Source organism: Pseudoalteromonas sp. MMG033, assembly GCF_057197785.1.
In genome coordinates, this window is sequence record NZ_CM170070.1 from 198,720 (window position 1) to 224,877 (window position 26,158).

Below are 26,158 nucleotides of genomic sequence, written 5' to 3' on the forward strand. Positions count from 1 at the left end.
TAAAAAATCATGAGCTTAACGCTAAGACAAAAAACGGCAGCCATCTTAGAAGGCAGCGGTAAATACCGCAAAATAGCCCACAGCTTAGATATATTTCTAATCGCTTTAATTATTTTTAATGTGGTCGCGATTGTCTTAGAGTCCGTGCCTGACTTAGCAAGCCAATATTATCGCGCCTTCTTCTATATTGAAGTGATATCCGTCGGTATTTTTTGTATCGAATATTTACTGAGATTATGGTGTTGTGTCGATAAGCTCAACTTTAAAGACAATAGCAAAAGTCATTTTGCTATTCGATTGAAGTATATCCGCTCCCCCCTTGCCGTGATTGATTTAATCGCCATTTTACCTACCTTATTGATGGTGTTTTTTACGTTCGACCTCAGGTTTTTGCGCGTCGTCAGGTTAATGCGTATTTTTAAGCTCACTCGGTACTCTCGGGCAATGCAGTTACTTCTGGCAGCATTTAAGGAAGAGGCCAGCTCGTTAATGGCGGCTTTTTTTATTATGTCGCTCGTCTTGATTGTTGCATCATGCGGCATTTATCTCATTGAGCACGATGTTCAACCTGACAAATTTGGTTCGATCCCCGCGGCTATGTGGTGGGCAATGGCAACACTGACAACAGTAGGCTATGGGGATGTAGTACCAATTACGCCATTAGGGCGCTTTTTCGGCGGCGTCATTACACTACTCAGTATGGGCATGGTGGCCATTCCGACTGGATTATTGGCATCGAGCTTTGCCGATCAATTGCGTAAACGCCGAGATGCCTTTCACGAAGCGGTATTACATGCATTGGTCGATGGTAAATTAGACGACGCAGAGGCTGAGCATCTAGAAGCACTCAGGCTAGAATTAGGCCTCAGTGCTTCTGAGGCCAATCAAGCAATTAAGCTGATGGCCTCAGAGCGAGCACAAAGTCTTTATTGTCGTCACTGTGGCGAGAAGCTCTAGCTTTCAAACATCTCTTGCCAAGAGGTCGCCATTAAGTGTGCAATCATGTCACCTGGCAGCGCTGGACTAAACAAATAGCCTTGAAAGCGCTCGCAGCCAAGCATGCGTAAAAACTTAAGCTGATCGATATTCTCTACTCCCTGAGCAATACAATCTTTACCCAAGCTATGAGCAAGGGATAACGTAGAATGAATAATGCTTTCATGATCCTGGTTATTACCGATGTCGGTAATAAAACCTTCATCAATTTTTATCGTGCTCACTGGGAACTGAGTCAGATACATCAAAGACGTGTACCCAGTACCAAAATCATCCATAAATACACGACACCCTAACGCATTCAATGCCAGCATTCGTTCTATAGATTGCGAGACATTTTTCATCATAACCGACTCAGATATCTCAAATACCAAACACCTTTCGGGTAGATGAGTTTTCTCCAGTAAGGCTCTTATGCCGTCAACAAACCCTCTGGAGTGTAAAAACTGTGCAGATAAATTGACTGAAATATACAGCTCTGGCCATGATAAATGCCACACCTTCAGCTCAATTAAGGCTCGCTCAATTGTCTGTAAAATAACGTCGTTCCCTAACCCAGTTTTCTCAGCTGCCGCTGCAAACTCTTCAGCACTGACATTAGGATCATCAGGCCATCTGAGCATCACTTCAAATCCTTCAATATGGCCTTGCGTGGCGTTTAAAATCGGCTGGTAATAGTTACATAATTGATCATCATTGAAGATTGCACTTAAACGTCGCTCCACTTCTAAATTACGCTTCACTTGCTGATTAATATCTTGATGATAATACTGATAGTGGCTTTGCGGATTTTTCTTTGCATGGCTTAATGCAATTTCCGCGGCTTGATTTAGCTCAAACGCATCACTGGCATCATCAGGGTAAAGTGAAATACCAACATGCACATCAATGTGCACATCTTGCTCATGAACACGCATCCCCTCTTCAAAGCGCGCTACCAAACACTGTGCGTAGCGAGTCACCGCGTCTACATCGTCAAGATGCTCCATTAGAATGTAAAAATCTCGCTCTTGACCTATGGCTAGACTGTCCATTTCCCTAAAGCAGCATTGCAACGTTTTGGCTGCTTGGCGGATCACAGCCAACACAAAATCATCACCAAAGGTGTCTGCTAAGCGTTGCAAACGACCAAATTTAATCGCCAAAATAGCCAAGGATTGCTGTGATTCTTCGCTTTGCTCTATGCCATGCTGTACTCTGTCCATAAATAGGACTTTGTTTGGCAATTTAGTAAGGGCATCGTAGTTTGCAAGTTGATAAAGCTCTTTTTCAGTACGCTTTTGTTTGCTGATATCAGTCAAAACAATAATGTAATTTTGACCCAAAGTAGCGGTGACTTTCACCAGTACATGACGTACCTCACCACTTGGTAAACGCAGTACCTCCTCGGCACTATGATATTCCCCTTCTGCCAGTTTGCTCATGGCCCTTAAATAATGTAATCGTACGTGACGCTCTAACCCTAGGCTTACACTGGTACTAGACGTCGGGTTTGCCTCAACGCCAAACGCATCTTGAAGTGCTTTGTTACATGCCAAAATTCGAAAACGCTTATCAAAAATCATAACCCAATCTCGGGTCTGCTCAAAAGCCTCACCAAACAATGCGGCACGTTCTTCAAATACACGCTCTCGCGTCAAGTTAGTGTAGGTACCTGCAACGCGCATAGGCACCGCCTCACGCCAAGCCATCACCTTGCCGTAATCTTTATACCAGCGCCACTGGCCAACTCGATTACGCAGTCGATATGTACAGTCAATATACCCTTTTGCTGTGGAGACAAACTCTAGCCACTCTATACGAAATAAAGCCCTATCCTGAGGATGAATAAGCTCTAAATAGTCATCTAGGTTTATATATTCATTTTTATAACCAAGTTCGTTTACCAAACGAGGCTGATATACTAGATTAGAGCCAGACTGCCAATCCCATACGCCTGAGTTACTGCCTTCCAACGCCATTTTTAAACGTGTTTCACTATTGCGAGTATCTTTATGTGCTTCCATTAATAATTGCGCGACACGGTTTTTCCTGTGAACCCAAAGCGCAAATAACGCACTGGCCAAAATAAGGTAACACGCTAGCGCTAATGGTGACCGCCAAATGGGGTACTTAACGCGAATATTCAATTCTGCAGGTTCTGTATAATCGCCTGTGAGCGGATCTTTAGCCCATACTTTCAAACGGTAATTACCAGGATTTAGTTTGGGAAAGACGACTCGATTACTGTTGCGGCTCAATATTCTCTGTTCGCCCGATAGCTGATATTCGTAGACGATACGCTCTTGGGCAGTAAATGCCATCGCAGAAAATGACACTTCTAATCCAATATCATCGTGATTAAGCTCAATCGAAGAAAACGTCTTTAGCCCCGCAGGTTTGAGCTCTCTCGACATCAAATCAACGTTGGTGATATTTACGCGCGTTAGCAATGGCCTATTTGGCCGATTAACTTCTGGGTCAAAAATAGTGATCCCCTGTAATGACCCATAGGCAATGTGCCCATTTTTTAATTTTACAGAAGAGCCGCTATTAAACTCATTACTCATCAAACCATCGTTGATGGTAAAGCCTTGCAAGTGAAAGTTATCGGGATCTAAGCGCCATATACCTTGATGCGATGACATCCAAATCATCCCCTCTTTGTCCTGCTGCATTTCATACAAAATGAAATTAGTCACAGACAAAGAATCCGTAGGCAACGGCAAGGGCTTATAACCATCGGCAGTCAGACGCACTAAGCCATGTGTCGCAAATGATAGCCACAGTACGTTATTTTTGTCTATCGTGTAGCTCAGTAGGTCTACAGCTGATTGCTTGTGTGCCTTTGGCACCTGATATATTTGCGTGAGCTTTTGCTTTAAATGGTCATATCTAAATAGCCGACCTTCACTGTAAAAAACGGGTTGAGTGGGGTGGCTCGACAGCGGCGGGAAAAAACCATAACTCAAAAAAGGATCAAACTGCGCAAAGCTGTCTCCCAAAGGCTCTAGTATGCCGTTGTTCATATTGAACAAATAAAAGCCAGAATTACCATCAACAAAATATAAAAAGCCTGGCTCAACCAACGCAGCCCCTTTTACAAAGCCTGAAAGTATCTCCGTAGACTCTGGATTTTGTGCCTTTGGTCGAGAGATTTTTTCAGTCTTAGGGTCAAAAACAAACAAACCACGATTACTAATCAACCATAATTTGTTTTGGAATGGGAATAAATCAAAAATGGAGTATTCGGGTAAAAAGCTCTCTCCCATATACCCTTGCAATAAAGGTTTCGCTTCTCGTGTAATCGGGTCATATCTCGTTAATCCGTCTCTAGTAGCCGCCCAAAGATAGCCCTGAAACTCTACAATGCCCCACACCGCACCATGTGAAAACTCCCCGACCACCGAATCATTTTGAACGTTATCAAAAATGTGATTATCTGGAGGGAGATAGAACGCGCCATCTGTGCGGGTAGCAGCCCAAACACCGCCATTATTATCTTCGTTTAAATGAATAATGCTACTGTCGGAGATCGAGAAACGACTTTGAGTCAAACGCTTATCAGGTTTGACTTCCCCGGTCTTAGGATCAAACCGCATGAGTCCTTTATCAGTGCCGAGTAACAAATACGCCTGCTGCTTCAACATATGCCAAATATTAAACTCTTCTAGTATCGTTTTGTATGCTGGCGTAGCGTCGAAATTTTTCTGCAACTCACCGATATCTAGCTGGTATAAGCCAAGCACGGCGCCCACCAGTAAAGTAGAGTCATCTAGTAAGGTTAAAGATTTTGTATTATGTTGAAACGGATGCTCAGGGTTATCAATATGTTTTATAGGCTTTAAACGCGCACTGGGAATATGGTAGGCGAATAGGTGTTCTGTAGTCGCAATATAGAGTATGTCCTCAAATTGCAATAGCGAGCGAACTAAGCTTCGATCATTCATCCCAGGAATAGAAATAACCTCTGTGATGAGGCCTGTGTCTTTGTTCAGGACAGAGACGTTTTTGGTTCTGCCAAGCCACAATTCATTGGGACTTTTTTCTAGCATTTGAAAAACACTATTTTGGATATAGTCTTGCTCTGAAGAGGGAGCTTGAATGTATTGACGATATAGATCGAATTCAGGGTGATAACTAAATAAACCCGCACGGCCCGATGCTATCCAAATTTTGCCAGCGGGATCTTGATAGATGCGGTCAATTTGCATCTTGTCCAAGGCTTTGTTGGGGCCCATGACCTCAAGAACTTGATAACCATCATAGCGATTTAACCCGCCCTCTGTAGATAACCAAAGGTAGCCTTTTTTATCGAATAGTAATGTATTTACATAGCTTTGTGATAAGCCTTCTGCTGGAGAAATACGAGACACTTGCCCATGACACAATACGCTGAACACCAAGATGAACAAAGCAATTAGATAATTCATGCGTGTACATTCCCTTGATAACACATCGCGATAATTTCTCGTCCTTGTTTGGTATAACTCTCGAACATTTGCCGAAGCTTCATCGGCAACACCTTTTCATCTATCACAATAAAGTTAAGCTTTGAGTACAGTGGTAAAGCCTCTTGATATGCGAAAGTATAAACGCAAGACTCTTGCTCAATGGCAGCCAGTAGTAGCTGCTTAGCGATTCCATTTCCTCGGTATGCTTGGTCTACAAAAACAGTTGATAAAAACGTCTCCTGTTCGATTGCTTGTAACCGACAAGCAGCTATCAATCCTGATTCCTTAACCACCCATACAGCATCTTGCTTAGTTGCTCTACCACGTACCCTGTTAGCCTGATAAAATTTATTCACTAATGGCGTCTGAATCGCAGGCAAACAAAAACAACTCAATTGCATAACTAAACTAACATAAGTCCCAAATATTGCTCAAACTTTGCTTTTAACATATCGCGCTCTGACAAAGGGCGGCTATTAATTGCGTCGTATATTGCTTCACGAGTATTTTTGCCGCGCTTAATTTGATACGCCCAAAATGACGCTTCATACTCTAATTGAATTTGATATTTTTCCGCTCTGGAGAGATTACACAGATTATAAGACATCGAACTGTACAATTATTGAAAATTATAAAAACAGTGTATCATATATGTACTAGACAACGGCAGTATTGAATTACAAAGTTAATTATTACAGTGTATTCAGTGAGAATTAAAAGAACTAAAAGCACACTCATCAAAACTGTAATTTAGGGGGAGCTCTGTGGGGCATATCAAAATTTTATGGATAATTTTACTATCATACTGCTCTGTTGCTCAGGCAAAAACGCTCTACTTTAATCGCCCTGCTGACACCCCCCAGGCACGCTATGTCGTTGAATTACTAAGCTTAGCTTATAACGACATTGGCCATAAATTAGAACTCATTGATTTTGAATTACAAAGTGCATTAGTTGCAGCCAATGAAGGTGAGCTTGACGGTCAGCTAGGGCGAATTGCAGGCGTAACAGACAGTTATGAAAATCTACTCCATGTCGATTTCCCGCTCTATTCTTTCAATCTACAACTTCTCAGTCATTGCACTACTTGCGCATTTAAAGATATTGAGTCTTTGGTCGTGCAAAGTGGCTATCTAGTCGCTTATCAATACATGATGGAAAATCGTTATCAAGGAGAGCTGCTGGAGGTTAAAAGCAGTGCCGCACAATTAAATTTGTTGATGCAAAAAAAAGTACAAGGCGCACTCATTGTAGACTTTCACTTGCGCGAACATTTGCCCTATATGGATGTGGAGTCAATCAAAATTGAAGACTTGATGACCATAGACAGCTACCATTATCTTCACCACAAACACACAGAACTGATCCCTAAATTAAAAGAGACACTAGAAAAGTTAGAAAAAAAAGGGATTATCAAGGTTTTAAAAGCTAAATATCGAATTTAAAAAAATCATCCTGTGCATCTTGACCTTGTGACGTGCTGCTGACACTCTCTGACTGCTTTTTCGCCATAACACGCTTTTTTCGGCGCTGGCATAGATCTACGACCTGCTTTTTTTGATTTTCTGTCATTTGGTTCCAACAAAAGCGTTCCTCTCGGCTGCGAAAACAGCCCTTGCAATAACCGCGATTGTTCACTTCACAGATCCCCTGACACGGACTTGGGATTGTGAATATCTCTATTTGTTCCATACTAAGGGTCAATGATTAAACCTGTACATAAAGTGGCCACTTCAATCAAAATACTACCTAACTTGGCGTCTTAATAAAATACTAGTTGAAATATTGTAAACTAGCTAAAGCTTGTGAGTACGAGATAAGGTGAATACAGCCGGGTGTAACTACCCCATAAACTGAAAAAGGCCATAAACATGGTGTTGGTCAAAGTACATTTATAATGTGGCGTTCTAAATATGGTGTGATGTAAGCCCCAGACGTTAAACGTTTAAAAAGCTTGAAGATAAAAATCGTTAGCTAAAAGATATGATATCAGGAAAGTAGTTAGATACTGGCAATTTTTTGCTTTTATACCAATCCGCTTAAATATCTGATCTAATATAGAGCATATAAAATTACAGACTAAATAACGTTGAACCCAAGTATATCTGAACAGCTTTTAGCGCTTTCTCGAAAAGAACCCAACGCACGTAAACGTATGCGATTACTTGCTGTGTCATTATTTTATGAAGGTCATAGCAGAACCGACATTGCAAAACGCCTTAATATAGCACGGAGTAGTGTTAATAAATGGGTCTCTAGTTACCTAGAGCATGGGCTCGATGGCTTAGACAATAAGCCTATTCAAGGACGTCCATCCAGACTGCAACAGTCTCAGCTTGATCAACTGTCTGAATTTATTAAACGCACAAACACGGAGCTTCAAGGTGGCCGTCTAACCGGTGAGGACATTGTGCATTACATTAGCAGTGAATTTGGTGTTCATTACCACTTAAATCATGTCTATAAAATCCTAAAGCAGCTTGGCTTTAGTTGGATCACAAGTCGTTCAAAACACCCTAAGCAGTCATTACAAAGCCAAGAAGCTTTTAAAAAACTTCCAACTGGAAACGATCCTTCACACACCAGGACACTTACCTCTTGATCGTATCGACGTATGGTTTCAGGATGAAGCTCGATTTGGCCAGCAAAATCCGACTACACGCATTTGGGCTAAGACGGGTACTCGGCCAAGGATTGTGAAACAACAACAGTTTGAATACGGGTATTTATTTGGTGCAGTATGTCCTGCCACGGGCCAAACAGAAGCGCTAGTAAGTCCATTCGTAAATAAAGAAGCGATGACGCAGCACATGCGTCAAATATCACAAGCTACACCAATTGGTAGGCATGCAGTAGTGATAATAGATGGCGCAGGCTGGCATACACATGATACTGCGTCAGAATTCAGCAACTTAACGCTAATAAAGCTTCCCCCTTACTCACCTGAGTTAAATCCAATAGAACAAGTATGGAGCTGGATAAGGCAACATTGCTTATCCAATAGAATATTTTCGGGCTATGTAGAAATAGTTGACGAAGTTTCAAAAGCTTGGAATCAATTTATTTCAATACCTGAACGAGTTAAGAAAATGTGCAGTCGTGAATGGATAAAGCTGATTTAATCTTTATGCGGAATGGTATTAGACATAAGTGGTGCCGACTATCCGAGTCGAACGGATGACCTACTGATTACAAGTCAGTTGCTCTACCAACTGAGCTAAGTCGGCACACTATAAGAATGGTGCCCAGAGGCGGAATCGAACCACCGACACGAGGATTTTCAATCCTCTGCTCTACCGACTGAGCTATCTGGGCAAATAAGGTTTTATGTGTATTAAAACTCACTAAGGATTTTCAATACAATTCCAAACAGCTCTACCGAGAAGAGCTATCTGAGGAAATAAGATTTTACGTGTATTAAAACTCTCTAGAAATTTTCAATACATTAAATACAGTAATTTGCTGATTAAAAATCAAATGGTGCCGACTATCCGAGTCGAACGGATGACCTACTGATTACAAGTCAGTTGCTCTACCAACTGAGCTAAGTCGGCACACTTAATAATGGTGCCCAGAGGCGGAATCGAACCACCGACACGAGGATTTTCAATCCTCTGCTCTACCGACTGAGCTATCTGGGCAAATAGTTTTTACGTGTATTAAACTCTCTAAGGATTTTCAATACAATTCCAAACAGCTCTGCTGAATGAGCTATCTGGGCAAATCTTTTACTTTAAACAATCAGAAATCTGATTTATATCATGCTACATGTTTTATAAATGGTGCCGACTATCCGAGTCGAACGGATGACCTACTGATTACAAGTCAGTTGCTCTACCAACTGAGCTAAGTCGGCACACTTAATAATGGTGCCCAGAGGCGGAATCGAACCACCGACACGAGGATTTTCAATCCTCTGCTCTACCGACTGAGCTATCTGGGCAAATACTCTTTACGTGTATTAAAACTCTCAAAGGATTTTCAATACAATTCCAAACAGCTCTACCGAATGAGCTATCTGGGCAAATATTTTACTTTAAGAAATCAGAATTCTGGTTTCTCTCATGCTACATGTTTTTAAAAATGGTGCCGACTATCCGAGTCGAACGGATGACCTACTGATTACAAGTCAGTTGCTCTACCAACTGAGCTAAGTCGGCACACTTAATAATGGTGCCCAGAGGCGGAATCGAACCACCGACACGAGGATTTTCAATCCTCTGCTCTACCGACTGAGCTATCTGGGCAAAAATTTACGTGTATTAAAACTCTCTAAGGATTTTAATACAATTCCACACAGCTCTACCGAATGAGCTATCTGGGCAAAAACCAAACCGCTTTTATGAAGCGTTTTAGTAAAATTCTTTTATTTTACATCTTTAAGAGATGGTGCCCAGAGGCGGAATCGAACCACCGACACGAGGATTTTCAATCCTCTGCTCTACCGACTGAGCTATCTGGGCAAAATTTTACGTGTATTAAAACTCTCTAAGGATTTTCAATACAATTCCACACAGCTCTACCGAATGAGCTATCTGGTCAACTAATTAGCTTGGATGTATTTCCAATGCAGAACCAAATTTATAAATGGTGCCGACTATCCGAGTCGAACGGATGACCTACTGATTACAAGTCAGTTGCTCTACCAACTGAGCTAAGTCGGCGCACCTAAAAATGGTGCCCAGAGGCGGAATCGAACCACCGACACGAGGATTTTCAATCCTCTGCTCTACCGACTGAGCTATCTGGGCGTGCGGCGTATTAAACGGGTTTTGCCCTTTTAAGTCAACTATTTTTTTGCAATATAATTTGTTTGCGCACAATTCATGCAAATTTGACAAAAATAACTGACTAAAGACTGATTTTTATACTTTATTCCTTCTTTAGGATCTCCTTGAAGCAATAATAAAGAAGTAAAAACGTAGAGAAATCATCCATTATAGGTGTTAGGATGTTAAGTTATTATAAAGCTTGATTTGAAAGTTACTTGCTCGGACTATTTCAATGGAAAAATCTTCACAAGCACAGATCAAAGGTTTCGTGCCCCTGTTTGTTTTTATCACACTCATCATTACTAGTATTGCATCCCTAGGCGCCTACCTTTGGCCAAAGCAAGAAAGTACCCTAGTACATAGCCAACCAGATCTTACTCTGCAAGCTCAGGACTTGGCAGCGCCACTGAGTAATACCATGATGAAGCTAGGTTACAACTACGCCAAACAAATGCTGACATCGGTAAAAGCAGGTAACCCAAATATAGATGCCTATTTATATGCTGATAGTGGCATGGGCAAGCCGAGTTTGGTATTTCAATCGAATGATGAACCTATTGCACCTATAAAACAACGTACTAAATTGACCATAGATGGCAAAGTGATTGTTCATCAGCCACTAACACTGGATGATATTCCAGTGGGTGAATTGGTGTTAGTTTATAGCGAACCTAAAGTCACCGTCGCCAGTAGTAACCCATTAAGTTATGCATTGGCCCTTGTAGCTTTGTTACTCACAATAGGGTTTGCACTCTTTTTGAAAAAGCAAATCGTCGGTAAGTTGGCAAAAGAGCTTAACTTACTCAATTCAGAGCTAGAACACCTAATAAAGAAGAAAGATTACGATGTCCATGTCACAGAGCAGCTGAGCTTTGGCTTGTCTTCTACAGCAATCGGTATTAATGGTCTAATCAATCAAATCCGCGATATCATAAAAGGTAATAAAGCATCTCAACATGAATTGAGGCAGCTACAAACGAGCCTAGAAACAGAAGTTCAAGCCCGAACGCTTGCGCTGGAAAAGGCAACTTTAAACGCTGAACGCGCATCCGAAGCAAAGACCACCTTTTTGGCAACCATGTCCCATGAGATCAGAACACCGATGAATGGGGTCATTGGCACCATAGATTTGTTGCGTCAAACCGAATTAGATGGTGCTCAACACCGATTGACGACCATTATTCGTGATTCTGCCTTCTCATTACTAGGTATATTGGACGACATTTTAGATTTCTCAAAAATTGAAGCTGGTAAGCTACAAATAGACAGTAGTGCATTCTCTGTATCGGAAACCATTGAAGAAGTGGCTCGTGTCCTTTCCTCTGTGGCGAAAAAGCGTAAATTGGATCTGCAGCTTGCTATTGCCCCAGATATTCCGAGCAATTTAGTCGGTGATGCTGTTCGCGTTCGCCAAGTGCTTTACAACCTATGTAGTAATGCAATCAAATTCACCACAACTGATGACAGCAAACAAGGCTTTGTAAAGATCTCTGTTGAAGTCGCACAAAATACGTCTGAGCATTATACACTGCGCTTTAAAGTGACCGATAACGGTAAAGGTATGACCCAAGCCCAGCTTAGGGAAATATTTAACCCCTTCATTCAAGCAGAAGGCTCCATCACTCGAGAATATGGTGGCACAGGATTAGGGCTATCTATTTGTAAAAGTCTTGTCGAGCTCATGTTAGGCTCTATCAATGTAAATTCAGATATCGGCATGGGCAGTGAGTTCATTGTTGAACTACCATTTAGCATCAGCGGGAAAGTTGAGTATGCCAACAAGGGCGTGCTCGCTGGCCGTAAAGTAGTGACTTATACGCATAACCCTAACCGCCGAGCTATCTTAGCGCGCTATTTATCTTTCATGGGTGCAAACTCAGCCATCATTGTTGATTCAAGCGAGATAGACGAACACCAATACGAACAAGATGTTGTGTGGGTCCTAGATGGCTTAGATGGCATGGATAAAGTCAATCAGCAATTAAGAGACCTGCTTTATTCTATCGAGCATAATAATCAGCAAGTGATTGTATTGAGTACGATGGACGAATCCGCGCTGAATCACGGTCATATTTTCTACCTTAATGCAGCACCACTGTGTAAAACAAGTTTCATGACTGCGGTATTAGTTGCGGTAGGCTTGCATCAGCCAAAACAGCTTAAGCCATCTCGCACGATGAATAGCTACCTAAATGTTGAAGATGCTAAAGCTCAAAATAAACTCGTATTATTAGTAGAAGACAACGTCCTAAATCAACAAGTACTCACGGATCAACTTCATCTACTCGGTTATGGAGTGGAAGTTGCTGAAAACGGTGAAGAGGGCTTGAAGATGTGGCAGCAGGGGCATTATGCCGTCGTCCTAACCGATCTGCATATGCCAAAAATGTCAGGCTACGACATGGTTACTAAGATCCGTGATATTGCCGAGCATGCGCCAGACATCAACGCTCAACCTTATATTATTGCCATCACTGCCAATGCACTTAAGGGCGAACGTGATCGCTGCCTAGCCACTGGCATGAATGACTATATTACCAAACCTGTTGAACTCAATGTGCTTGAAGCTACCTTAGACAAATGGCAAAACGTCTCTGGACACCAAGTAACGCAAGCAACTAGCATCTCTGCTACATCAACGGACAGCGATAGCGCTCCCCCTCAAACACAGCCCATTTTAGATGAGCCGGTTACTCAGGCTCAGCCTGATAACCAACCTGCTCAAGTAGAACAAATGAGTAATGACAGAGAAATGCCTTCAACATCGGCTATGCAACTTGATATGCCGAGCTTTACTCATGCCGAGCCAAGCACACCAGAGGTAATAGAAGAGCAAGCGCCTGTTGCTGAGGTAGAAGAAACGAGCGTACCATCAGTTGCACAAGAGCAAACTAACGATGATATGCCGATTAATATGGATCAGCTCAACAAATACGTCAATGATGATAGCGCTAAGCGACTGCGCTTCTTTAGAATGTACCTAGAGCAAAGTAGCGAATTAGCCCGTGACATAAATGGTGCGGTTATTTCGTCAAGTCAAAATGAAATCATTGAAGCGTGTCACCAGCTTAAATCCATATCTCGAACAATTGGCGCTGAGCAAGTTGCGCTTATCGCAGAAAAGTTTGAGTCAAAGTGTAAAACAGAGGAAATGACGACAGATCAATTAATTCAACTTCGAGATGAGCTTGAAGAATCCTATATGAAAGCAACAGAGTTTATTCAAAAGTACTTACAGTCTGCCAGTTAACCTTTAGTCGCCTATCGGTAAAGCCACAGTAGTGGCTTTACCAAACAAACCCAACTTTACCCTTGAACCATTGAGTGGATCAGTTTAACCACAACGCCTATCATCGCCAACGGCAGGATATATTTACTGTATTTTTGCGCCTTATCTAAGCCAAGCTTTCCCTGATATTTCTCTAGAAGCGGGATCAAAATGAGTAACGCCGCAATCAAGCAAACCAGTATCAAAATAATATTCATGGTATTCCCTAATTTTTACAACCAAACTATTTTATAACATGGACCAACTCACTTGGCCCGTTATTTATACTAGATCAATGTAAACAGCGTTTATAACAATAAAGGCGCTTCCAAAAGAAAGCGCCTCAAATATAAATAAGAAAAATGTGGGGCAAATGCCCCACTAAAGGTTGGAGAGTGTTGTTAATTGACTAACGCAAGCAAAATACCTGCAGCAACCGCACTACCAAGTACGCCTGCTACATTTGGTCCCATTGCATGCATTAAAAGAAAGTTATGCGGATTAGACTCAAGACCGACTTTATTGACCACTCGTGCAGCCATTGGAACCGCAGACACACCCGCAGCCCCAACTAATGGATTGATTGGATTAGATGATACACGATTCATAATTTTAGCCATGTAAACGCCTGAAGCCGTGCCAATGCTAAATGCCAACGCGCCAAGTACCAAAATACCCAAAGTTTCTACCGTTAAAAACTGGTCGGCTGCTAATTTGGAACCAACCGCCAAACCCAAAAATATTGTCGTGATATTAATCAGCTCGTTTTGCGCTGTATTGCTAAGCCTATCTACCACACCAGACTCACGCATTAAGTTACCCAGACAGAACATACCAACCAAAGGCGCAGCCGCTGGTAAAAACAATAAAGTCAACGACAATACCATCAATGGGAAGAGAATCTTTTCTCTCTTTGAAACAACTCTTAACTGTGGCATTGCAATACTGCGCTCCTCATCTGACGTTAATAAACGCATAATGGGTGGCTGGATAATAGGCACCAGTGCCATATATGAATACGCTGCGACCGCAATTGCACCCAATAACTCAGGTGATAGCTTAGACGCTAAAAATATCGCCGTAGGCCCATCTGCACCACCAATAATTGCAATGGCAGACGCATCTTGTAAGGTAAACTCAAACCCAGGAATAAAGTTCAGTAAAATCGCACCAAATAAAGTCGCGAAAATACCAAACTGTGCCGCAGCACCAAGTAACAACATTCGAGGATTCGCAATTAGCGCGCTAAAGTCAGTTAAAGCACCTACCCCCATAAATATCAGTAAGGGGAATATGCCGCTGTCGATCCCGATATAATAAACGTAATATAGTAATCCACCCGGCTCAGATAGCGCTGCCACAGGGATATTCGTTAATATCGCACCAAAACCAATTGGCACCAGTAAAAGCGGCTCAAACTTTTTCGCGATAGCCAAATACAGAAGACCACACCCTACGGCTATCATGGATAACGCAGGAAACGTCAAGTTAGCAATGCCGGTTGCCTGCCATAAATTTAACAAACCATCCATCTCAAGCGCTCCTATGCCATCTCAATAATCGCGTCGCCAGCAGAGACAGAATCCCCCTCTGAGACTAAAATATCTGCGATTTTACCCGTCGAGGTTGCACGAACTTCCGTTTCCATTTTCATCGCTTCCATGATGAGAACAACATCACCTTGAACAACATCATCGCCAGGTCTTGCATGCACCTTAAAAATATTACCTGCAAGGGGGGCATTAAGTGTTTCACCTGAACTAACGGATGCAGACTGTGGCATCAGCTCACTGTCTTTCACCGCGATCTCTTGCAAGTCACCACCTGCGGACACTTCTACATCGTAGACCTTGCCATCAACTCTTACGCTGTAGCGCTCATTTTCTTGTTTGCGAGCAGGCGCAGGGCGGCTAACCGCTTTTTCAACAGCTGTGTTAACAACTAAGCTTGGGCTTGGCTCAAACGCTTCTGGATTGTATCTATTTTTTAAGAATTTCAAGCCAATCTGAGGGAACAGAGCATAAGTCAGTACATCATCGACAATTTCCTCAGCAAGCTCAATTCCTTCAGTTTTGGCCTTGGACAGCAGATCGGCTTCCAAACTGTCCATTTCAGGCTCGAGCAGATCAGCAGGTCTGCATGTAATTGGCTCAACACCATCCAAAACACGGGCACGTAACGGCTCATCCACAGGGGCAGGTGTTGACCCATACTCCCCTTTCAACACGCCAGCCGTTTCTTTGGTGATGGTTTTATAGCGCTCGCCAGTCAGTACATTTAATACCGCCTGCGTGCCTACAATTTGCGATGTAGGTGTGACCAAAGGGATATAGCCTAAATCTTTACGGACATGAGGAATTTCACTCAATACTTCATCGAGTTTATCACCTGCACCTTGCTCTTTAAGTTGGTTTTCCATATTAGTCAACATACCGCCAGGTACTTGTGCAGATAAAATACGCCCATCAACCCCTTTGAGGCTGCCTTCAAATGCCGCATATTTTTTACGTACATCTCTAAAATACGCAGCAATCGACTCAAGTTGACCTAAGTCCAAACCTGTATCTCTTTTCGTACCTTCAACAATCGACACGAGTGTTTCTGTTGCGCTGTGCCCATATGTCATACTCATGGAAGAAATGGCAGTATCAAGCATATCAATACCCGCATCAATGGCCTTTTGATAGGTTGCGGTGCTTAAGCCCGTTGTTGCATGACATTGCATCGCAATAGGCACAGACACAGTTCGTTTTAGCTCAGAAATCAAGGTATCTGCGTCATATGGATTAAGTAGCCCCGCCATATCTTTGATACAAATCGAATGACAGCCCATTTCTTCAAGTTGTTTCGCCTGCTTAAGCCAGCTTTCTAAGTTATGGACTGGGCTCACAGTGTAAGAGATTGTACCCTGCGCATGTGCACCCACCTTGATCGCTGCACGGATCGCAGTCTCCAAATTACGAACATCGTTCATCGCATCAAAAATTCTGAATACATCAACGCCGTTTTGATGTGCACGAGTGACAAACTTCTCCACCACATCGTCTGCATAATGGCGATATCCAAGCAAATTTTGACCGCGCAATAACATCTGCTGCTTTGTATTAGGCATGGCTTCTTTTAGCGCGCGGATCCGATACCAAGGATCTTCACCTAAATAACGGATACACGCATCGAATGTTGCGCCACCCCAAGACTCTACAGACCAATAACCGACTTTATCGAGCTCTTCCGCAATCGGTAACATATCTTCAAGGCGCATGCGCGTTGCTAATAAAGATTGATGAGCATCTCTTAGGACTAATTCAGTAAGTTTTAGTTTTGACATGAGATACCCCTTAGTTTTTTTGTCTAAATTGAGAAACTGCTGCACTGATTGCAGCGACATGTGCCGCAGGCACACCTGTTGATACTGGTTTTGAAGATTTTTTAATTGCAGGTTGCTGAGACTCGTGCTCTGTTGCAGCCAGCTTAGATAACGCTTTTACTGCAAAGATGAGAATTGATAAAAATAAAAATACCCCAATCATGCCTGTTAACATAAGATTGGCAGCCTGCGCTAGCAATTCGCTGATTTCCATTTCCGCCCCCTTAGTTGTTATTTATTTGTATACACCCACCCAAACAAAGAAATAGATAGGCAACTTTTGTAAATATTTATTCAACCATCATATCAAACAAATCCTTCATGTAAAGTTGGTTGTAAATTGGTATTACCAATAAGTGTTTTTGTTTTCTTTTCACACACTTAATCATCAATAATGGTAAAATAAAGTATAAAACACCAAATAAATATGAAAAATACTCAAGATATAAAGGCTAAATATAACTAAATATGAGGAAATCGCTGTGAAAACTGGTTTAATGTTGGCCCATTAAAAATTGGTCTTACCCAAATAAAAAAGCCAGAAATCGCAACAAGAGTAAATGCTCAGCAATTGAAGTTAAACACCATAAATAGTGACTTGGGTACAAACTTAAAAGGAAGCGATACCGGAAATTGACTTATAAAATTTTCAGATTTAAACACCTTGGGGAACGTCGTATAATTAGGGATTAGTCAACTTGAGGAATACTCGTGTTTCAAAGTGAATTTACCCTAGATAAGCAATATTTTCAGGAATGCTTTGATGAATCAGTCGCACTAAGTCAGCATCATAAGCCTAAATATGGCTTAATCGGCTTTTTGTTGATATTAGGCGCTTTATCTCATTACTTATTAGGACAAACTTACCTTGGTAACTTTTTATTTGTACTGGCGGTCATTGAAGGGATCTCATTTTATTATCGCCGCCCTTGGTGGGTTGCAAGGCAAATGGTCAGCAGAGCAAGTGGCTCTAAAGTACATTTACAAATAGATGAACAAGGGATCAACGCTAAAAACCCGTATCGCGCTTTTGAGCTCAGTTGGCAGGATATTGATAACGTGATTGAAACAGATAAAGGACTATTAATAGAGCATGCAAAGTATCGTCAATACATCTCTAAACAAGCACTAGAGCAAGATGCATATGACTTTATATTGCAACAGGCAAAAAAATAGCCACTTTAATGTGGCCATTTCTCGAACATAGGTAACATCGTACTTATTACATGTTACCCGTCGGATTAGATTTTTCCGCTTGAATTCGCATATAGATTTCTTCACGGTGTACCGAAACATCTTTTGGTGCATTTACGCCGATACGAACCTGGTTGCCTTTAACACCTAGTACCGTTACTGTTACTTCATCACCAATCATCAGGGTTTCGCCTACACGGCGAGTTAGAATTAGCATTCTCTTGCTCCTGTTATTCCAAAATTTAAAAGATTCCGCGTCAAGTTCATTTTAATTAAAAGTTCATGTAAAAGTAAGCAAAATAATTGCTTATTCACGACTTTCTAAGCCAAATGCACCATGAAGTGCCCTAACAACAAGCTCCAAGTAGCGTTCTTCTACTAAAACAGAAATTTTTATCTCCGATGTAGACACTAAAAGTGTATGAATATTTTCGTTCGCCAAGGCGTCGAAAAATATGCCTGCAATGCCTGAATGAGACTTCATACCTACACCCACAGCAGAGATTTTAGCAACTTGTTGATTGCCCTCTACGCTCGAAGCACCGATATCTGCTAAGTTGGTGTCTAATACATCAAGCGCTTGTGCATACTCATTGCTGTGTACAGTTAAAGCATAGTCTATTTTGCCAACTTGATGATTAATTTGGCTTATCATGTCCACTTCGATGTCATATTCAGCAAGTAAACACAAAACCTTTGCTAAAGAGCGCGGCGTTTCAGGTAATTGACGTACAATGACTAACGCTTCATCTTTTTGATAAGCAATACCTGATACAGTCCTACTTGTCACTTTAGGTTCCTCATAGCTAATTAGGGTGCCGGAATCGGGCTTGAACGTTGATAACACTCTCAGCGGAATATTATACTTTCCTGCCGCTTCAACGGATCTGATCTGTAACACCTTCGCGCCTAAGCTCGAGAGTTCTAACATCTCTTCAAACGTAATTTGATCCATACGACGTGCTTTGGGCTCAACTCTCGGATCTGTGGTATAGACACCATCAACATCCGTGTAGATCTGGCATTCATCTGCACCAATTGCAGCGGCAATTTCAACTGCAGAGGTGTCTGTTCCGCCACGACCTAGGGTCGTAATATTGCCTTCAAAGTCACGACCTTGAAATCCGGCCACAATCGCAATACGGTTATGTTCAAGCTCTTGTTGCAAACGCGCCACATCAATACTTTGAATGCGTGCTTTGCCAAATACATTATCTGTTTTGATACCAATCTGGTCAGCTAACAGGCTCACTGCTGAATGGCCGCGTTTAACAATAGCCATTGCCAGCAACGCAATCGACACCTGCTCGCCAGTTGTAAGCAAAACATCTAATTCACGCGCGCTTGGTCGCTCATCAATTTGCTTAGCCAGTGACAACAGGCGATTAGTCTCACCTGACATAGCTGATACAACAACGACAACTTGATGCCCTTGTTGTTTAGCCTTTATGATCAAATCGGCGACCGCCTCGATTCGCTCTATTGAGCCAACCGAGGTGCCGCCAAACTTTTTTACGATTAATGCCACAGGTTATTGCGTTTTATCATTCAACCATACAGGAACACTTGCTAATGCAGCTTCCAAGTTCTCTGGTTGTGAACCGCCAGCCTGTGCCATATCTGGACGACCGCCGCCTTTACCGCCAACTTGCGCTGCCATGTGATTTACTAGCTCGCCCGCTTTAACTTGGCCAGTTAAGTCTTTAGTGACACCAGCGATCAAGCTCACTTTATCGCCATTGGCAACACCCAGTGCAATCACACCTGAGCCCATCTTGTTCTTTAAGTCGTCAACCATACCGCGCAGTGCTTTTGACTCAGTACCTGCCACATTTGCGACAAGTAACGTAATGCCGTTAACGTCAACCGCTGACTCAAGTAAAGATGCACCCGCCGCACTTGCTAGCTTGTCATTCAACTGGCTCACTTGCTTCTCAAGGCCTTTTGCTTTCTCAATGAGTGCAGCCACTTTTTCAAGCGCACTTGCACTGTCGCCTTTTACTAAAGCAGCGATATCTGACAGTACTCGCTCTTGCTCTGCAACATACTCCACCGCATCTTCACCTGTCACAGCTTCGATACGGCGTACACCTGCTGCAATACCGCTTTCAGAGACAATTTTTAGGAAGCCGATATCACCAGCACGCTCTACGTGTGTACCACCACATAACTCAATTGAGTAATCACCAATTGAAACAACACGCACTTCATCATCGTACTTTTCACCAAACAGTGCCATTGCGCCTTTCGCTTTTGCATCTTCAATATCCATTAACTGGGTATTTAACGCAAAGTTAGCACGGATCTCATTGTTTACTGTTGTTTCAATCTCTCTCAGTTGCTCTTTGGTTACGCCCTCAAAATGTGAGAAGTCAAAACGCAACTTATCAGGCATGACCAATGAACCTTTCTGAGCAACGTGCTCACCTAAGATTTGACGAAGTGCTTCATGTAAAATGTGTGTTGCTGTGTGGTTTTTCTTAATACGTTCGCGGCGCTGGGCATCAATTTGCGCATCGACTTTATCATTGATACCGATACGCCCTGCCACATAACCATGGTGTGCAAACGCATTACCCAACTTTTGCGTATCTGTAACAACAAATTCGCCACCAGCGACTTTTAAAACACCCGTATCACCAACCTGACCACCTGATTCTGCGTAGAAAGGAGTACGGTCAAGTACAACAATGCCTTTTTGCTGCTCTGTTAGCTCTGAGACACTTTCGCCTTCTGCGAATAGCTCAACCACAGTGCCACTGTATTGAACGGCATCATAGCCTTTAAAGTCAGTGACTTTCTCAGACTTAAGCTGCTCGTTGTAATCCGCACCGAATTTACCTGCTTGTTGCGCTTGCTTACGCTGGGCTTCCATCGCAGCTTTAAAGCCACGTTCATCGATAGTCATGAAGCGCTCACGAGCAACATCAGCCGTTAAATCCGCAGGGAAACCATAAGTGTCGTATAGCTTAAATACCAAATCACCTGGGATAACATCCCCTTCAAGGCCAGCTAAATTCTCTTCTAAGATAGCCAAACCACGGTCAAGTGTTTTGCCAAATTGCTCTTCTTCAATACGTAGAACTTTTTCAATGATTGCTTGCTGCTTGATCAGTTCAGGGTACGCTTCACCCATTTGCTCTGAGAGTGCACCTACCAATTTATGGAAGAATGCCCCTTGTGCACCTAGCTTATTGCCATGTCTTACTGCACGACGAATGATACGACGAAGCACGTAACCACGACCTTCATTTGATGGCATTACGCCGTCGGCAATTAAGAATGCACATGAACGAATATGGTCAGCTACAACACGTAAAGATTTGTCTTCTAAATCTTGCGCACCAGTCACAGCAGCTGTTGCTTTGATTAAGGCTTGGAATAAATCAATTTCATAGTTTGAGTGCACACCTTGCATAATTGCAGAAATACGCTCAAGACCCATACCTGTGTCAACTGACTGATTCGGTAGTGGCTCCATCGTGCCATCTGCATGACGATTGTATTGCATAAATACAAGGTTCCAGATCTCGATAAAACGATCGCCATCTTCTTCAGGGCTACCTGGAGGGCCACCCCAAATGTGTTCACCATGATCAAAGAAGATTTCCGAACATGGACCACAAGGACCTGTGTCGCCCATAGACCAGAAGTTATCAGACGTATCAATGCGAATGATGCGCTCTGCAGGTACTCCAACTTGGTTTGCCCAAATGTCATAGGCTTCTTCGTCAGTGTGGTACACAGTCACCAACAGCTTTTCTTTTGGCAACTGGATCACATCAGTCAAGAATGACCACGCAAATTTAATCGCATCTTGCTTAAAGTAATCACCAAAGCTAAAGTTGCCTAACATTTCAAAAAATGTGTGGTGTCTTGCTGTATAACCCACATTTTCTAAGTCATTGTGCTTACCACCAGCACGTACACAACGCTGCGAACTCGTCGCTCGGTTATATGGACGTTTTTCCGCACCCAAGAATACGTCCTTAAATTGCACCATACCTGCATTAGTAAACAGAAGTGTGGCATCGTTCCCTGGAACTAGTGAACTTGATGGCACCACTTGGTGGTGTTGTTTAGCAAAGAAATCTAAAAAGCTTTGCCTAATCTGTGCGGTAGTCATGTGCTGCATGTGATTATTCACCCTTTATTGCTGCTGTGTGCTGTAAACCACAAAGGAAGTTGTCAAAATCAACTCTCACTTTGCGACTGTATAGCAAAATCTATTTGGTCATAGCTAAAGCCTCGATACATCATGTATCGAACACGCTTTGACTTTTCTTGATAATCTAATTGTTTTGTGGAGTAACCGTATTTCTTCTCATAGGTTTGTTGAGCTACGGCAAACCAATCAATTTCTCTTTGTTCGATAAGCTGCGTTAAGTGCGACTTATCAACGCCTTTATTTATCGCATCCATCATTACCCGCTTTTCACCTAACCCTTTGGCTAGTTGGCGGTTGAGATAGCTTTCACAGTGTCTTAAGTCGTCTAGATACCCGATGTCACAGAGCCATTCAATAAGTGACTCAGCATACTCATCTGTCGCGCCTTTTTGACGGAGCTTTTGACCGAGTAGCTTACGTGAATACTCTTGCCTAGATAACAGCCACACTGCGTAATTTTTTAATTTTTGTTTTTCTTTATCATCCATCAAGCGTCAAACCGGCCTGATTGAGTCACATTATCTTGCTGATCTTGTGATTTGTTCCCTTGACTAGGACCATCTTCACTTTGAGGTGATTGCGTTGTAAAAATTGCCTGAAAAGAGACAAAAAAACCAATATACAATATCGGCATAATGACAATTAACGGCACAAGTGACAACGGCGTTGATAAAACGATCAACAACGCGGCAATACCACCATAGACTGTCAATGGCGCCATATTGTGATAAAACACCGTCAACGACTGCTTCATCGCAGCAAAGATATTCGCCTGCTCCTTGAAATATACTAGCGGCAGAGCATAGGCAAATGCCATCATGGCAAGCGATTGTAAAGCAATAAAAATAACAATGTCAGAAAGGCTAATCGCTTGCGCAATCTGCTCAATGACTATTTGCATATCTTGATCTGGAGTATGGTTTTGTAGCGCATTTGTCACAGGCTCAAACAGCAAACTCATCAATACGCCTAAAATCAGCGCGACCCCCAGTTGATAAAGACCTAAACGGAATAAATTCAGTCTGCGGCCTTTTGTGGTAAACGGTTTTAAAATATCGGCCAACATAATAGATTTACCTGCTTGTATATTTAGCGCAGCAGTGTAAAAGCCAACCGTTAAAAAAGGCCCAGCCAGCGCACACATCATCTGAATGATGGGGTTGGGAATAAGAAATGGGAATAATCCTATGATGACGATAAAAATGTACATCATCATAAAAGTCAAAGGCTGAGTTTTAAACACCGCCCATCCGGCTTTAAACCAGCTCACCCCAAAACTCGCTTTGAATTTTTGAAAATCTGCAGACATAAATGATTAACTTAGTTATAAAACGCTCTAATTATACTGATTCGAAAGAGTACTTGAAAGGAAGTTTATGAGGCTTATCGTGACTAAATGCAACAAAATAGCGAAATACAAAATAAAATACATGTTCAGTGTTTGATTTGCTCTATTGCTACAGTCCATTGAATACAGCAAATCAAACCTTATTTGGCTACTTTGGCTTTTTTATTTGCTCCATATTCAACATATGAGAGCCATGCTTCACTTTCGTTTCTAAATAATTGCGATTTCCAGAGTCACCGACTTTCACATGCGCCTGAGTACCGACCACGCTTTCAACTTCAATACCGGCATTACGCAGTGCATTCAGTTTACGCGGGTTATTTGTCATCAATTTTACATGATTGAGTCCCAAGGCCTTGAGCATGAGTACAGCATCTGAAAAGTCACGTAAATCGTCATCAAACCCTAGGTGGTTATTGGCCTCATAGGTGTTCATCCCCTGAGATTGTAATACATAGGCATCAATTTTATTATACAAGCCGATACCTCGACCTTCTTGTCGCAAATATAATAAAACACCACCACTTTGATGCATTTCTTCTATGCATTCGTTAAGCTGCTCACCACAGTCGCACCTCGATGAATGAAAAACATCCCCAGTTAAGCATTCTGAGTGCATTCTGATCAATGGCACTTCTTGCTTAGAATCTGCACCATTAAATACTAACGCAACATGCTCTTCACCATCTTTAAGTCCTTCAAAAGATACTATCTCTGCAGGAATATGACTACGCTGCCCTACATTCAGCTCGACTCTTGCTCTAACTTCAGCCACGACTAGAAAATACCTAATTAAAAATGTGATATTATCACAAATATGCATATATCACTCTATATGGTGACAAATGTACCATTTTACAAGTCAAAATACACAAAACTGGTAAATGTGTACATAAGCGCTAGTCTTTATCCACATAGATAGTTTGCTGGTAGCAATAGCGGGTCGCCGATGAGGCTGTTAATTCTACTGTTTTTACTTATTCCTTGTTATGGTGCAGCCGAGCAATTGAAGCTCGATGGCTTTGCCACCATAGGATTAACTGTTACAGATTCAGATACAGCCGGAATAAGGCAGCATATTTCTCAGCCTCATGCGACCTATAAAGACGAATTCGGCTTCACTAACTCATCATTAGGTGCACAAGTTGAATGGCAAGCGAGTAAAAATACCCAGTTTGTCGGACAAGCGCTCCTAAAAGACAACGAAGAACAAAATTTAGATAACATCATACAAATGGCCTTTTTACGTCATTCTTTTAATGGCAATTGGCAACTTAGAGTTGGCAGAACAGGACTCGACTTGTTCATGATGACCGAACACCGTGACATTGGTTATACTTATACCTATAACCATCCCCCGACAGAGTTTTATGCCATTGTCCCACACCAAAACTTAGATGGGATCGACGTAAAATATACCCGCCGCCTGACACAGGGGTTGATCAGTGGTAAGTTCTTCGCAGGCAAATCTACTGCGCCAATTGTGAGTGATGAGGGCTTTTTTTGGGATGTCGAGCTAAAGTCACTCTATGGCCTGGTTATTGAATGGCAATCTTTTGATTGGACTTTCAGAGCAAATTATACAGCCACGCAATCAGGCAACGAAAACGACCAACAGAAACAACTTCAAGCTGCGTTAGCCTTAGTCCCTGATCAAATTTGGCCACAAAAATCAACCTTGCTCGACTCCTTAAACATCATAGGAAAGCGCTTTAATTACTCCGCTATCGGCACACGTTACGACAATAGTCAGTGGTTTTTACAAAGCGAAGTGTCATACATAGACTCAAACTCCCAAGTACTTAAAGCGCTTACAGCAGGCTATATCAGTGCTGGCATCTATTATGATAATCATACTTTAATGGCTACCCTAGCACAGGCCAAATCCAATAATAGGACGCCACAACGCCCCTTGGTGTCAACCCCAGAGCTAGACCTTTTATACAACACGCTGATCCGACATACTAATTTTTATCTCGTCGACCAAAATACATTTTCACTCACCCTACGAACGGAAATTAATCACTCTCTCGCAGTAAAAGTGCAATTAGAACACACAGCTATAGACAGCTTACCCTCTGCTTTTTATTTACATCGTAACTTGCAAGGCGGTGATTTTGACAACTCATTCAATACGCTGGGTATCAGCCTAAATTGGGTGTTCTGATGTATCGAGTCTGCAAAAATGTCATGCTGTTGATTCTTTGTCTATATGGCTTAAATGCCAACGCAGAGTTGCAAAGCGAGATAGTCATCGTGGTAAATAAACATAACCCAATCGAACGAATAGAAAAGCGCCAATTGATTGATATGTATATGGGTAAATACCTCGCCTTTCCAAATGGTCATATCGCAGTGACGTTAGACTATAAAAAAGAGCATGATTTGCGTAGAGTATTTTTTGAAGCACTTACGGGTCGCAGCATATCGCAAGTAAACGCATATTGGTCACGCGTTAAATTCAGTGGTAAAGCATCACCGCCTCAAGCATATCCAACAATTGACGCTATAATTGATAAAGTGACAACAACTCCAAGTGCAATTGCCTACATACCGGCAACTGCCGTAACTGACGAATTAAAAGTAGTGTATCGTTTTGCTAAGTAAACAAA

General features: G+C 42.2%; 21 protein-coding genes and 11 tRNA genes. 7 read left to right on the plus strand and 25 right to left on the minus strand.

The window, feature by feature from the left end:
* The first annotated feature begins 9 nt into the window (after positions 1 to 9).
* Positions 10 to 957, plus strand: coding sequence for an ion transporter (locus AC2CZC_RS00795; RefSeq protein ID WP_484583486.1), 948 nt, complete (start codon positions 10 to 12; stop codon positions 955 to 957).
* Here the strand turns inward: AC2CZC_RS00795 and AC2CZC_RS00800 are convergent.
* The 3 genes from AC2CZC_RS00800 to AC2CZC_RS00810 are packed head-to-tail and all read right to left on the minus strand — an operon-like array spanning position 954 to position 6,036.
* Positions 954 to 5,408, minus strand: coding sequence for an EAL domain-containing protein (locus AC2CZC_RS00800; RefSeq protein WP_484583487.1), 4,455 nt, complete (start codon positions 5,406 to 5,408; stop codon positions 954 to 956). The genes AC2CZC_RS00795 and AC2CZC_RS00800 overlap by 4 nt on opposite strands.
* Positions 5,405 to 5,785 carry a GNAT family N-acetyltransferase gene (locus AC2CZC_RS00805; protein WP_484583488.1) on the minus strand — a complete coding sequence of 127 codons (381 nt, stop codon included), beginning with the start codon at positions 5,783 to 5,785 and terminating at the stop codon, positions 5,405 to 5,407. Before AC2CZC_RS00805 ends, AC2CZC_RS00800 begins: the two co-directional genes overlap by 4 nt.
* Positions 5,786 to 5,832: 47 nt before the next feature.
* Positions 5,833 to 6,036, minus strand: coding sequence for a DUF3283 family protein (locus AC2CZC_RS00810; protein ID WP_284020012.1), 204 nt, complete (start codon positions 6,034 to 6,036; stop codon positions 5,833 to 5,835).
* A 157-nt stretch (positions 6,037 to 6,193) separates the two neighbouring features.
* Between AC2CZC_RS00810 and AC2CZC_RS00815 the strand changes: the two genes are divergently transcribed.
* Positions 6,194 to 6,874, plus strand: coding sequence for a substrate-binding periplasmic protein (locus tag AC2CZC_RS00815; protein ID WP_484583489.1), 681 nt, complete (start codon positions 6,194 to 6,196; stop codon positions 6,872 to 6,874).
* Here AC2CZC_RS00815 and AC2CZC_RS00820 read toward each other — a convergent pair.
* On the minus strand, positions 6,858 to 7,121 hold the full coding sequence (locus AC2CZC_RS00820) for a DUF1289 domain-containing protein (protein ID WP_484583490.1): 264 nt from the start codon (positions 7,119 to 7,121) through the stop codon (positions 6,858 to 6,860). The genes AC2CZC_RS00815 and AC2CZC_RS00820 overlap by 17 nt on opposite strands.
* A gap of 463 nt (positions 7,122 to 7,584) precedes the next feature.
* On the opposite strand from AC2CZC_RS00820, the gene AC2CZC_RS00825 reads away from it, so the two are divergent.
* A protein-coding gene (locus AC2CZC_RS00825) for an IS630 family transposase (RefSeq protein ID WP_484584823.1) occupies positions 7,585 to 8,551 on the plus strand; the annotation gives its coding sequence in 2 pieces (ribosomal slippage) (positions 7,585 to 7,983 and positions 7,985 to 8,551; 966 coding nt in all).
* Between the two features lie 29 nt (positions 8,552 to 8,580).
* On the opposite strand, the gene AC2CZC_RS00830 is transcribed toward AC2CZC_RS00825, so the two are convergent.
* From AC2CZC_RS00830 to AC2CZC_RS00880, 11 genes are all read right to left on the minus strand, one after another.
* Positions 8,581 to 8,656, minus strand: a tRNA-Thr gene (locus AC2CZC_RS00830).
* 12 nt (positions 8,657 to 8,668) lie between these two features.
* A tRNA-Phe gene (locus tag AC2CZC_RS00835) sits at positions 8,669 to 8,744 on the minus strand.
* A gap of 163 nt (positions 8,745 to 8,907) precedes the next feature.
* Positions 8,908 to 8,983: transfer RNA gene (locus AC2CZC_RS00840), tRNA-Thr, on the minus strand.
* 11 nt (positions 8,984 to 8,994) lie between these two features.
* Positions 8,995 to 9,070: transfer RNA gene (locus tag AC2CZC_RS00845), tRNA-Phe, on the minus strand.
* A 139-nt stretch (positions 9,071 to 9,209) separates the two neighbouring features.
* Positions 9,210 to 9,285, minus strand: a tRNA-Thr gene (locus tag AC2CZC_RS00850).
* An 11-nt stretch (positions 9,286 to 9,296) separates the two neighbouring features.
* Positions 9,297 to 9,372, minus strand: a tRNA-Phe gene (locus AC2CZC_RS00855).
* A 141-nt stretch (positions 9,373 to 9,513) separates the two neighbouring features.
* Positions 9,514 to 9,589: transfer RNA gene (locus AC2CZC_RS00860), tRNA-Thr, on the minus strand.
* An 11-nt stretch (positions 9,590 to 9,600) separates the two neighbouring features.
* A tRNA-Phe gene (locus AC2CZC_RS00865) sits at positions 9,601 to 9,676 on the minus strand.
* A 140-nt stretch (positions 9,677 to 9,816) separates the two neighbouring features.
* Positions 9,817 to 9,892, minus strand: a tRNA-Phe gene (locus tag AC2CZC_RS00870).
* Between the two features lie 125 nt (positions 9,893 to 10,017).
* Positions 10,018 to 10,093, minus strand: a tRNA-Thr gene (locus tag AC2CZC_RS00875).
* A gap of 11 nt (positions 10,094 to 10,104) precedes the next feature.
* Positions 10,105 to 10,180, minus strand: a tRNA-Phe gene (locus AC2CZC_RS00880).
* A gap of 253 nt (positions 10,181 to 10,433) precedes the next feature.
* On the opposite strand from AC2CZC_RS00880, the gene AC2CZC_RS00885 reads away from it, so the two are divergent.
* A complete protein-coding gene (locus AC2CZC_RS00885) occupies positions 10,434 to 13,451 on the plus strand; it encodes a hybrid sensor histidine kinase/response regulator (protein WP_484583491.1) in 3,018 nt (1,005 codons plus the stop codon).
* 56 nt (positions 13,452 to 13,507) lie between these two features.
* On the opposite strand, the gene AC2CZC_RS00890 is transcribed toward AC2CZC_RS00885, so the two are convergent.
* The 4 genes from AC2CZC_RS00890 to AC2CZC_RS00905 form a co-directional block, all read right to left on the minus strand.
* Positions 13,508 to 13,687 (minus strand): hypothetical protein, encoded by a 180-nt coding sequence (locus AC2CZC_RS00890; protein ID WP_063361884.1) that lies wholly within the window; start codon positions 13,685 to 13,687, stop codon positions 13,508 to 13,510.
* Positions 13,688 to 13,870: 183 nt separating this feature from the next.
* On the minus strand, positions 13,871 to 15,001 hold the full coding sequence (locus AC2CZC_RS00895; protein WP_046354147.1) for a sodium ion-translocating decarboxylase subunit beta: 1,131 nt from the start codon (positions 14,999 to 15,001) through the stop codon (positions 13,871 to 13,873).
* Positions 15,002 to 15,012: 11 nt separating this feature from the next.
* Positions 15,013 to 16,797 carry a sodium-extruding oxaloacetate decarboxylase subunit alpha gene (gene oadA, locus AC2CZC_RS00900; RefSeq protein WP_484583492.1) on the minus strand — a complete coding sequence of 595 codons (1,785 nt, stop codon included), beginning with the start codon at positions 16,795 to 16,797 and terminating at the stop codon, positions 15,013 to 15,015.
* 10 nt (positions 16,798 to 16,807) lie between these two features.
* Positions 16,808 to 17,050, minus strand: coding sequence for an OadG family transporter subunit (locus AC2CZC_RS00905; protein ID WP_484583493.1), 243 nt, complete (start codon positions 17,048 to 17,050; stop codon positions 16,808 to 16,810).
* A gap of 497 nt (positions 17,051 to 17,547) precedes the next feature.
* On the opposite strand from AC2CZC_RS00905, the gene AC2CZC_RS00910 reads away from it, so the two are divergent.
* On the plus strand, positions 17,548 to 18,012 hold the full coding sequence (locus tag AC2CZC_RS00910) for a YcxB family protein (RefSeq protein WP_484583494.1): 465 nt from the start codon (positions 17,548 to 17,550) through the stop codon (positions 18,010 to 18,012).
* A 46-nt stretch (positions 18,013 to 18,058) separates the two neighbouring features.
* On the opposite strand, the gene csrA is transcribed toward AC2CZC_RS00910, so the two are convergent.
* From csrA to AC2CZC_RS00940, 6 genes are all read right to left on the minus strand, one after another.
* Positions 18,059 to 18,247: a carbon storage regulator CsrA gene (gene csrA, locus AC2CZC_RS00915; protein ID WP_023399613.1), complete on the minus strand. Its 189-nt coding sequence runs from the start codon at positions 18,245 to 18,247 to the stop codon at positions 18,059 to 18,061.
* A gap of 90 nt (positions 18,248 to 18,337) precedes the next feature.
* Positions 18,338 to 19,558 (minus strand): aspartate kinase, encoded by a 1,221-nt coding sequence (locus AC2CZC_RS00920; protein ID WP_484583495.1) that lies wholly within the window; start codon positions 19,556 to 19,558, stop codon positions 18,338 to 18,340.
* A gap of 3 nt (positions 19,559 to 19,561) precedes the next feature.
* Positions 19,562 to 22,165: an alanine--tRNA ligase gene (gene alaS / locus AC2CZC_RS00925; RefSeq protein ID WP_484583496.1), complete on the minus strand. Its 2,604-nt coding sequence runs from the start codon at positions 22,163 to 22,165 to the stop codon at positions 19,562 to 19,564.
* Positions 22,166 to 22,224: 59 nt separating this feature from the next.
* Positions 22,225 to 22,686, minus strand: a complete 462-nt coding sequence (locus AC2CZC_RS00930; protein ID WP_284020022.1) for a regulatory protein RecX — start codon at positions 22,684 to 22,686, stop codon at positions 22,225 to 22,227.
* Complete coding sequence (locus tag AC2CZC_RS00935) at positions 22,686 to 23,507, minus strand: BPSS1780 family membrane protein (protein ID WP_484583497.1); 822 nt, start codon at positions 23,505 to 23,507, stop codon at positions 22,686 to 22,688. Before AC2CZC_RS00935 ends, AC2CZC_RS00930 begins: the two co-directional genes overlap by 1 nt.
* A 187-nt stretch (positions 23,508 to 23,694) precedes the next feature.
* Positions 23,695 to 24,321: a GTP cyclohydrolase II gene (locus AC2CZC_RS00940; RefSeq protein WP_484584824.1), complete on the minus strand. Its 627-nt coding sequence runs from the start codon at positions 24,319 to 24,321 to the stop codon at positions 23,695 to 23,697.
* Positions 24,322 to 24,495: 174 nt separating this feature from the next.
* Between AC2CZC_RS00940 and AC2CZC_RS00945 the strand changes: the two genes are divergently transcribed.
* Positions 24,496 to 25,713, plus strand: coding sequence for a hypothetical protein (locus AC2CZC_RS00945; RefSeq protein ID WP_484583498.1), 1,218 nt, complete (start codon positions 24,496 to 24,498; stop codon positions 25,711 to 25,713).
* Complete coding sequence (locus AC2CZC_RS00950) at positions 25,713 to 26,153, plus strand: type 2 periplasmic-binding domain-containing protein (RefSeq protein WP_484583499.1); 441 nt, start codon at positions 25,713 to 25,715, stop codon at positions 26,151 to 26,153. Before AC2CZC_RS00945 ends, AC2CZC_RS00950 begins: the two co-directional genes overlap by 1 nt.
* Positions 26,154 to 26,158: the final 5 nt, after the last annotated feature.

Coding starts and splice junctions, on each gene's coding strand:
- AC2CZC_RS00795 (WP_484583486.1), top strand. CDS start 10: ATGAGCTTAACGCTAAGACAAAAAACGGCAGCCATCTTAGAAGGCAGC.
- AC2CZC_RS00800 (WP_484583487.1), bottom strand. CDS start 5,408: ATGAATTATCTAATTGCTTTGTTCATCTTGGTGTTCAGCGTATTGTGT.
- AC2CZC_RS00810 (WP_284020012.1), bottom strand. CDS start 6,036: ATGTCTTATAATCTGTGTAATCTCTCCAGAGCGGAAAAATATCAAATT.
- AC2CZC_RS00820 (WP_484583490.1), bottom strand. CDS start 7,121: ATGGAACAAATAGAGATATTCACAATCCCAAGTCCGTGTCAGGGGATC.
- AC2CZC_RS00885 (WP_484583491.1), top strand. CDS start 10,434: ATGGAAAAATCTTCACAAGCACAGATCAAAGGTTTCGTGCCCCTGTTT.
- AC2CZC_RS00890 (WP_063361884.1), bottom strand. CDS start 13,687: ATGAATATTATTTTGATACTGGTTTGCTTGATTGCGGCGTTACTCATT.
- AC2CZC_RS00895 (WP_046354147.1), bottom strand. CDS start 15,001: ATGGATGGTTTGTTAAATTTATGGCAGGCAACCGGCATTGCTAACTTG.
- oadA (WP_484583492.1), bottom strand. CDS start 16,797: ATGTCAAAACTAAAACTTACTGAATTAGTCCTAAGAGATGCTCATCAA.
- AC2CZC_RS00905 (WP_484583493.1), bottom strand. CDS start 17,050: ATGGAAATCAGCGAATTGCTAGCGCAGGCTGCCAATCTTATGTTAACA.
- csrA (WP_023399613.1), bottom strand. CDS start 18,247: ATGCTAATTCTAACTCGCCGTGTAGGCGAAACCCTGATGATTGGTGAT.
- alaS (WP_484583496.1), bottom strand. CDS start 22,165: ATGCAGCACATGACTACCGCACAGATTAGGCAAAGCTTTTTAGATTTC.
- AC2CZC_RS00930 (WP_284020022.1), bottom strand. CDS start 22,686: ATGGATGATAAAGAAAAACAAAAATTAAAAAATTACGCAGTGTGGCTG.
- AC2CZC_RS00935 (WP_484583497.1), bottom strand. CDS start 23,507: ATGTCTGCAGATTTTCAAAAATTCAAAGCGAGTTTTGGGGTGAGCTGG.
- AC2CZC_RS00945 (WP_484583498.1), top strand. CDS start 24,496: ATGAGGCTGTTAATTCTACTGTTTTTACTTATTCCTTGTTATGGTGCA.
- AC2CZC_RS00950 (WP_484583499.1), top strand. CDS start 25,713: ATGTATCGAGTCTGCAAAAATGTCATGCTGTTGATTCTTTGTCTATAT.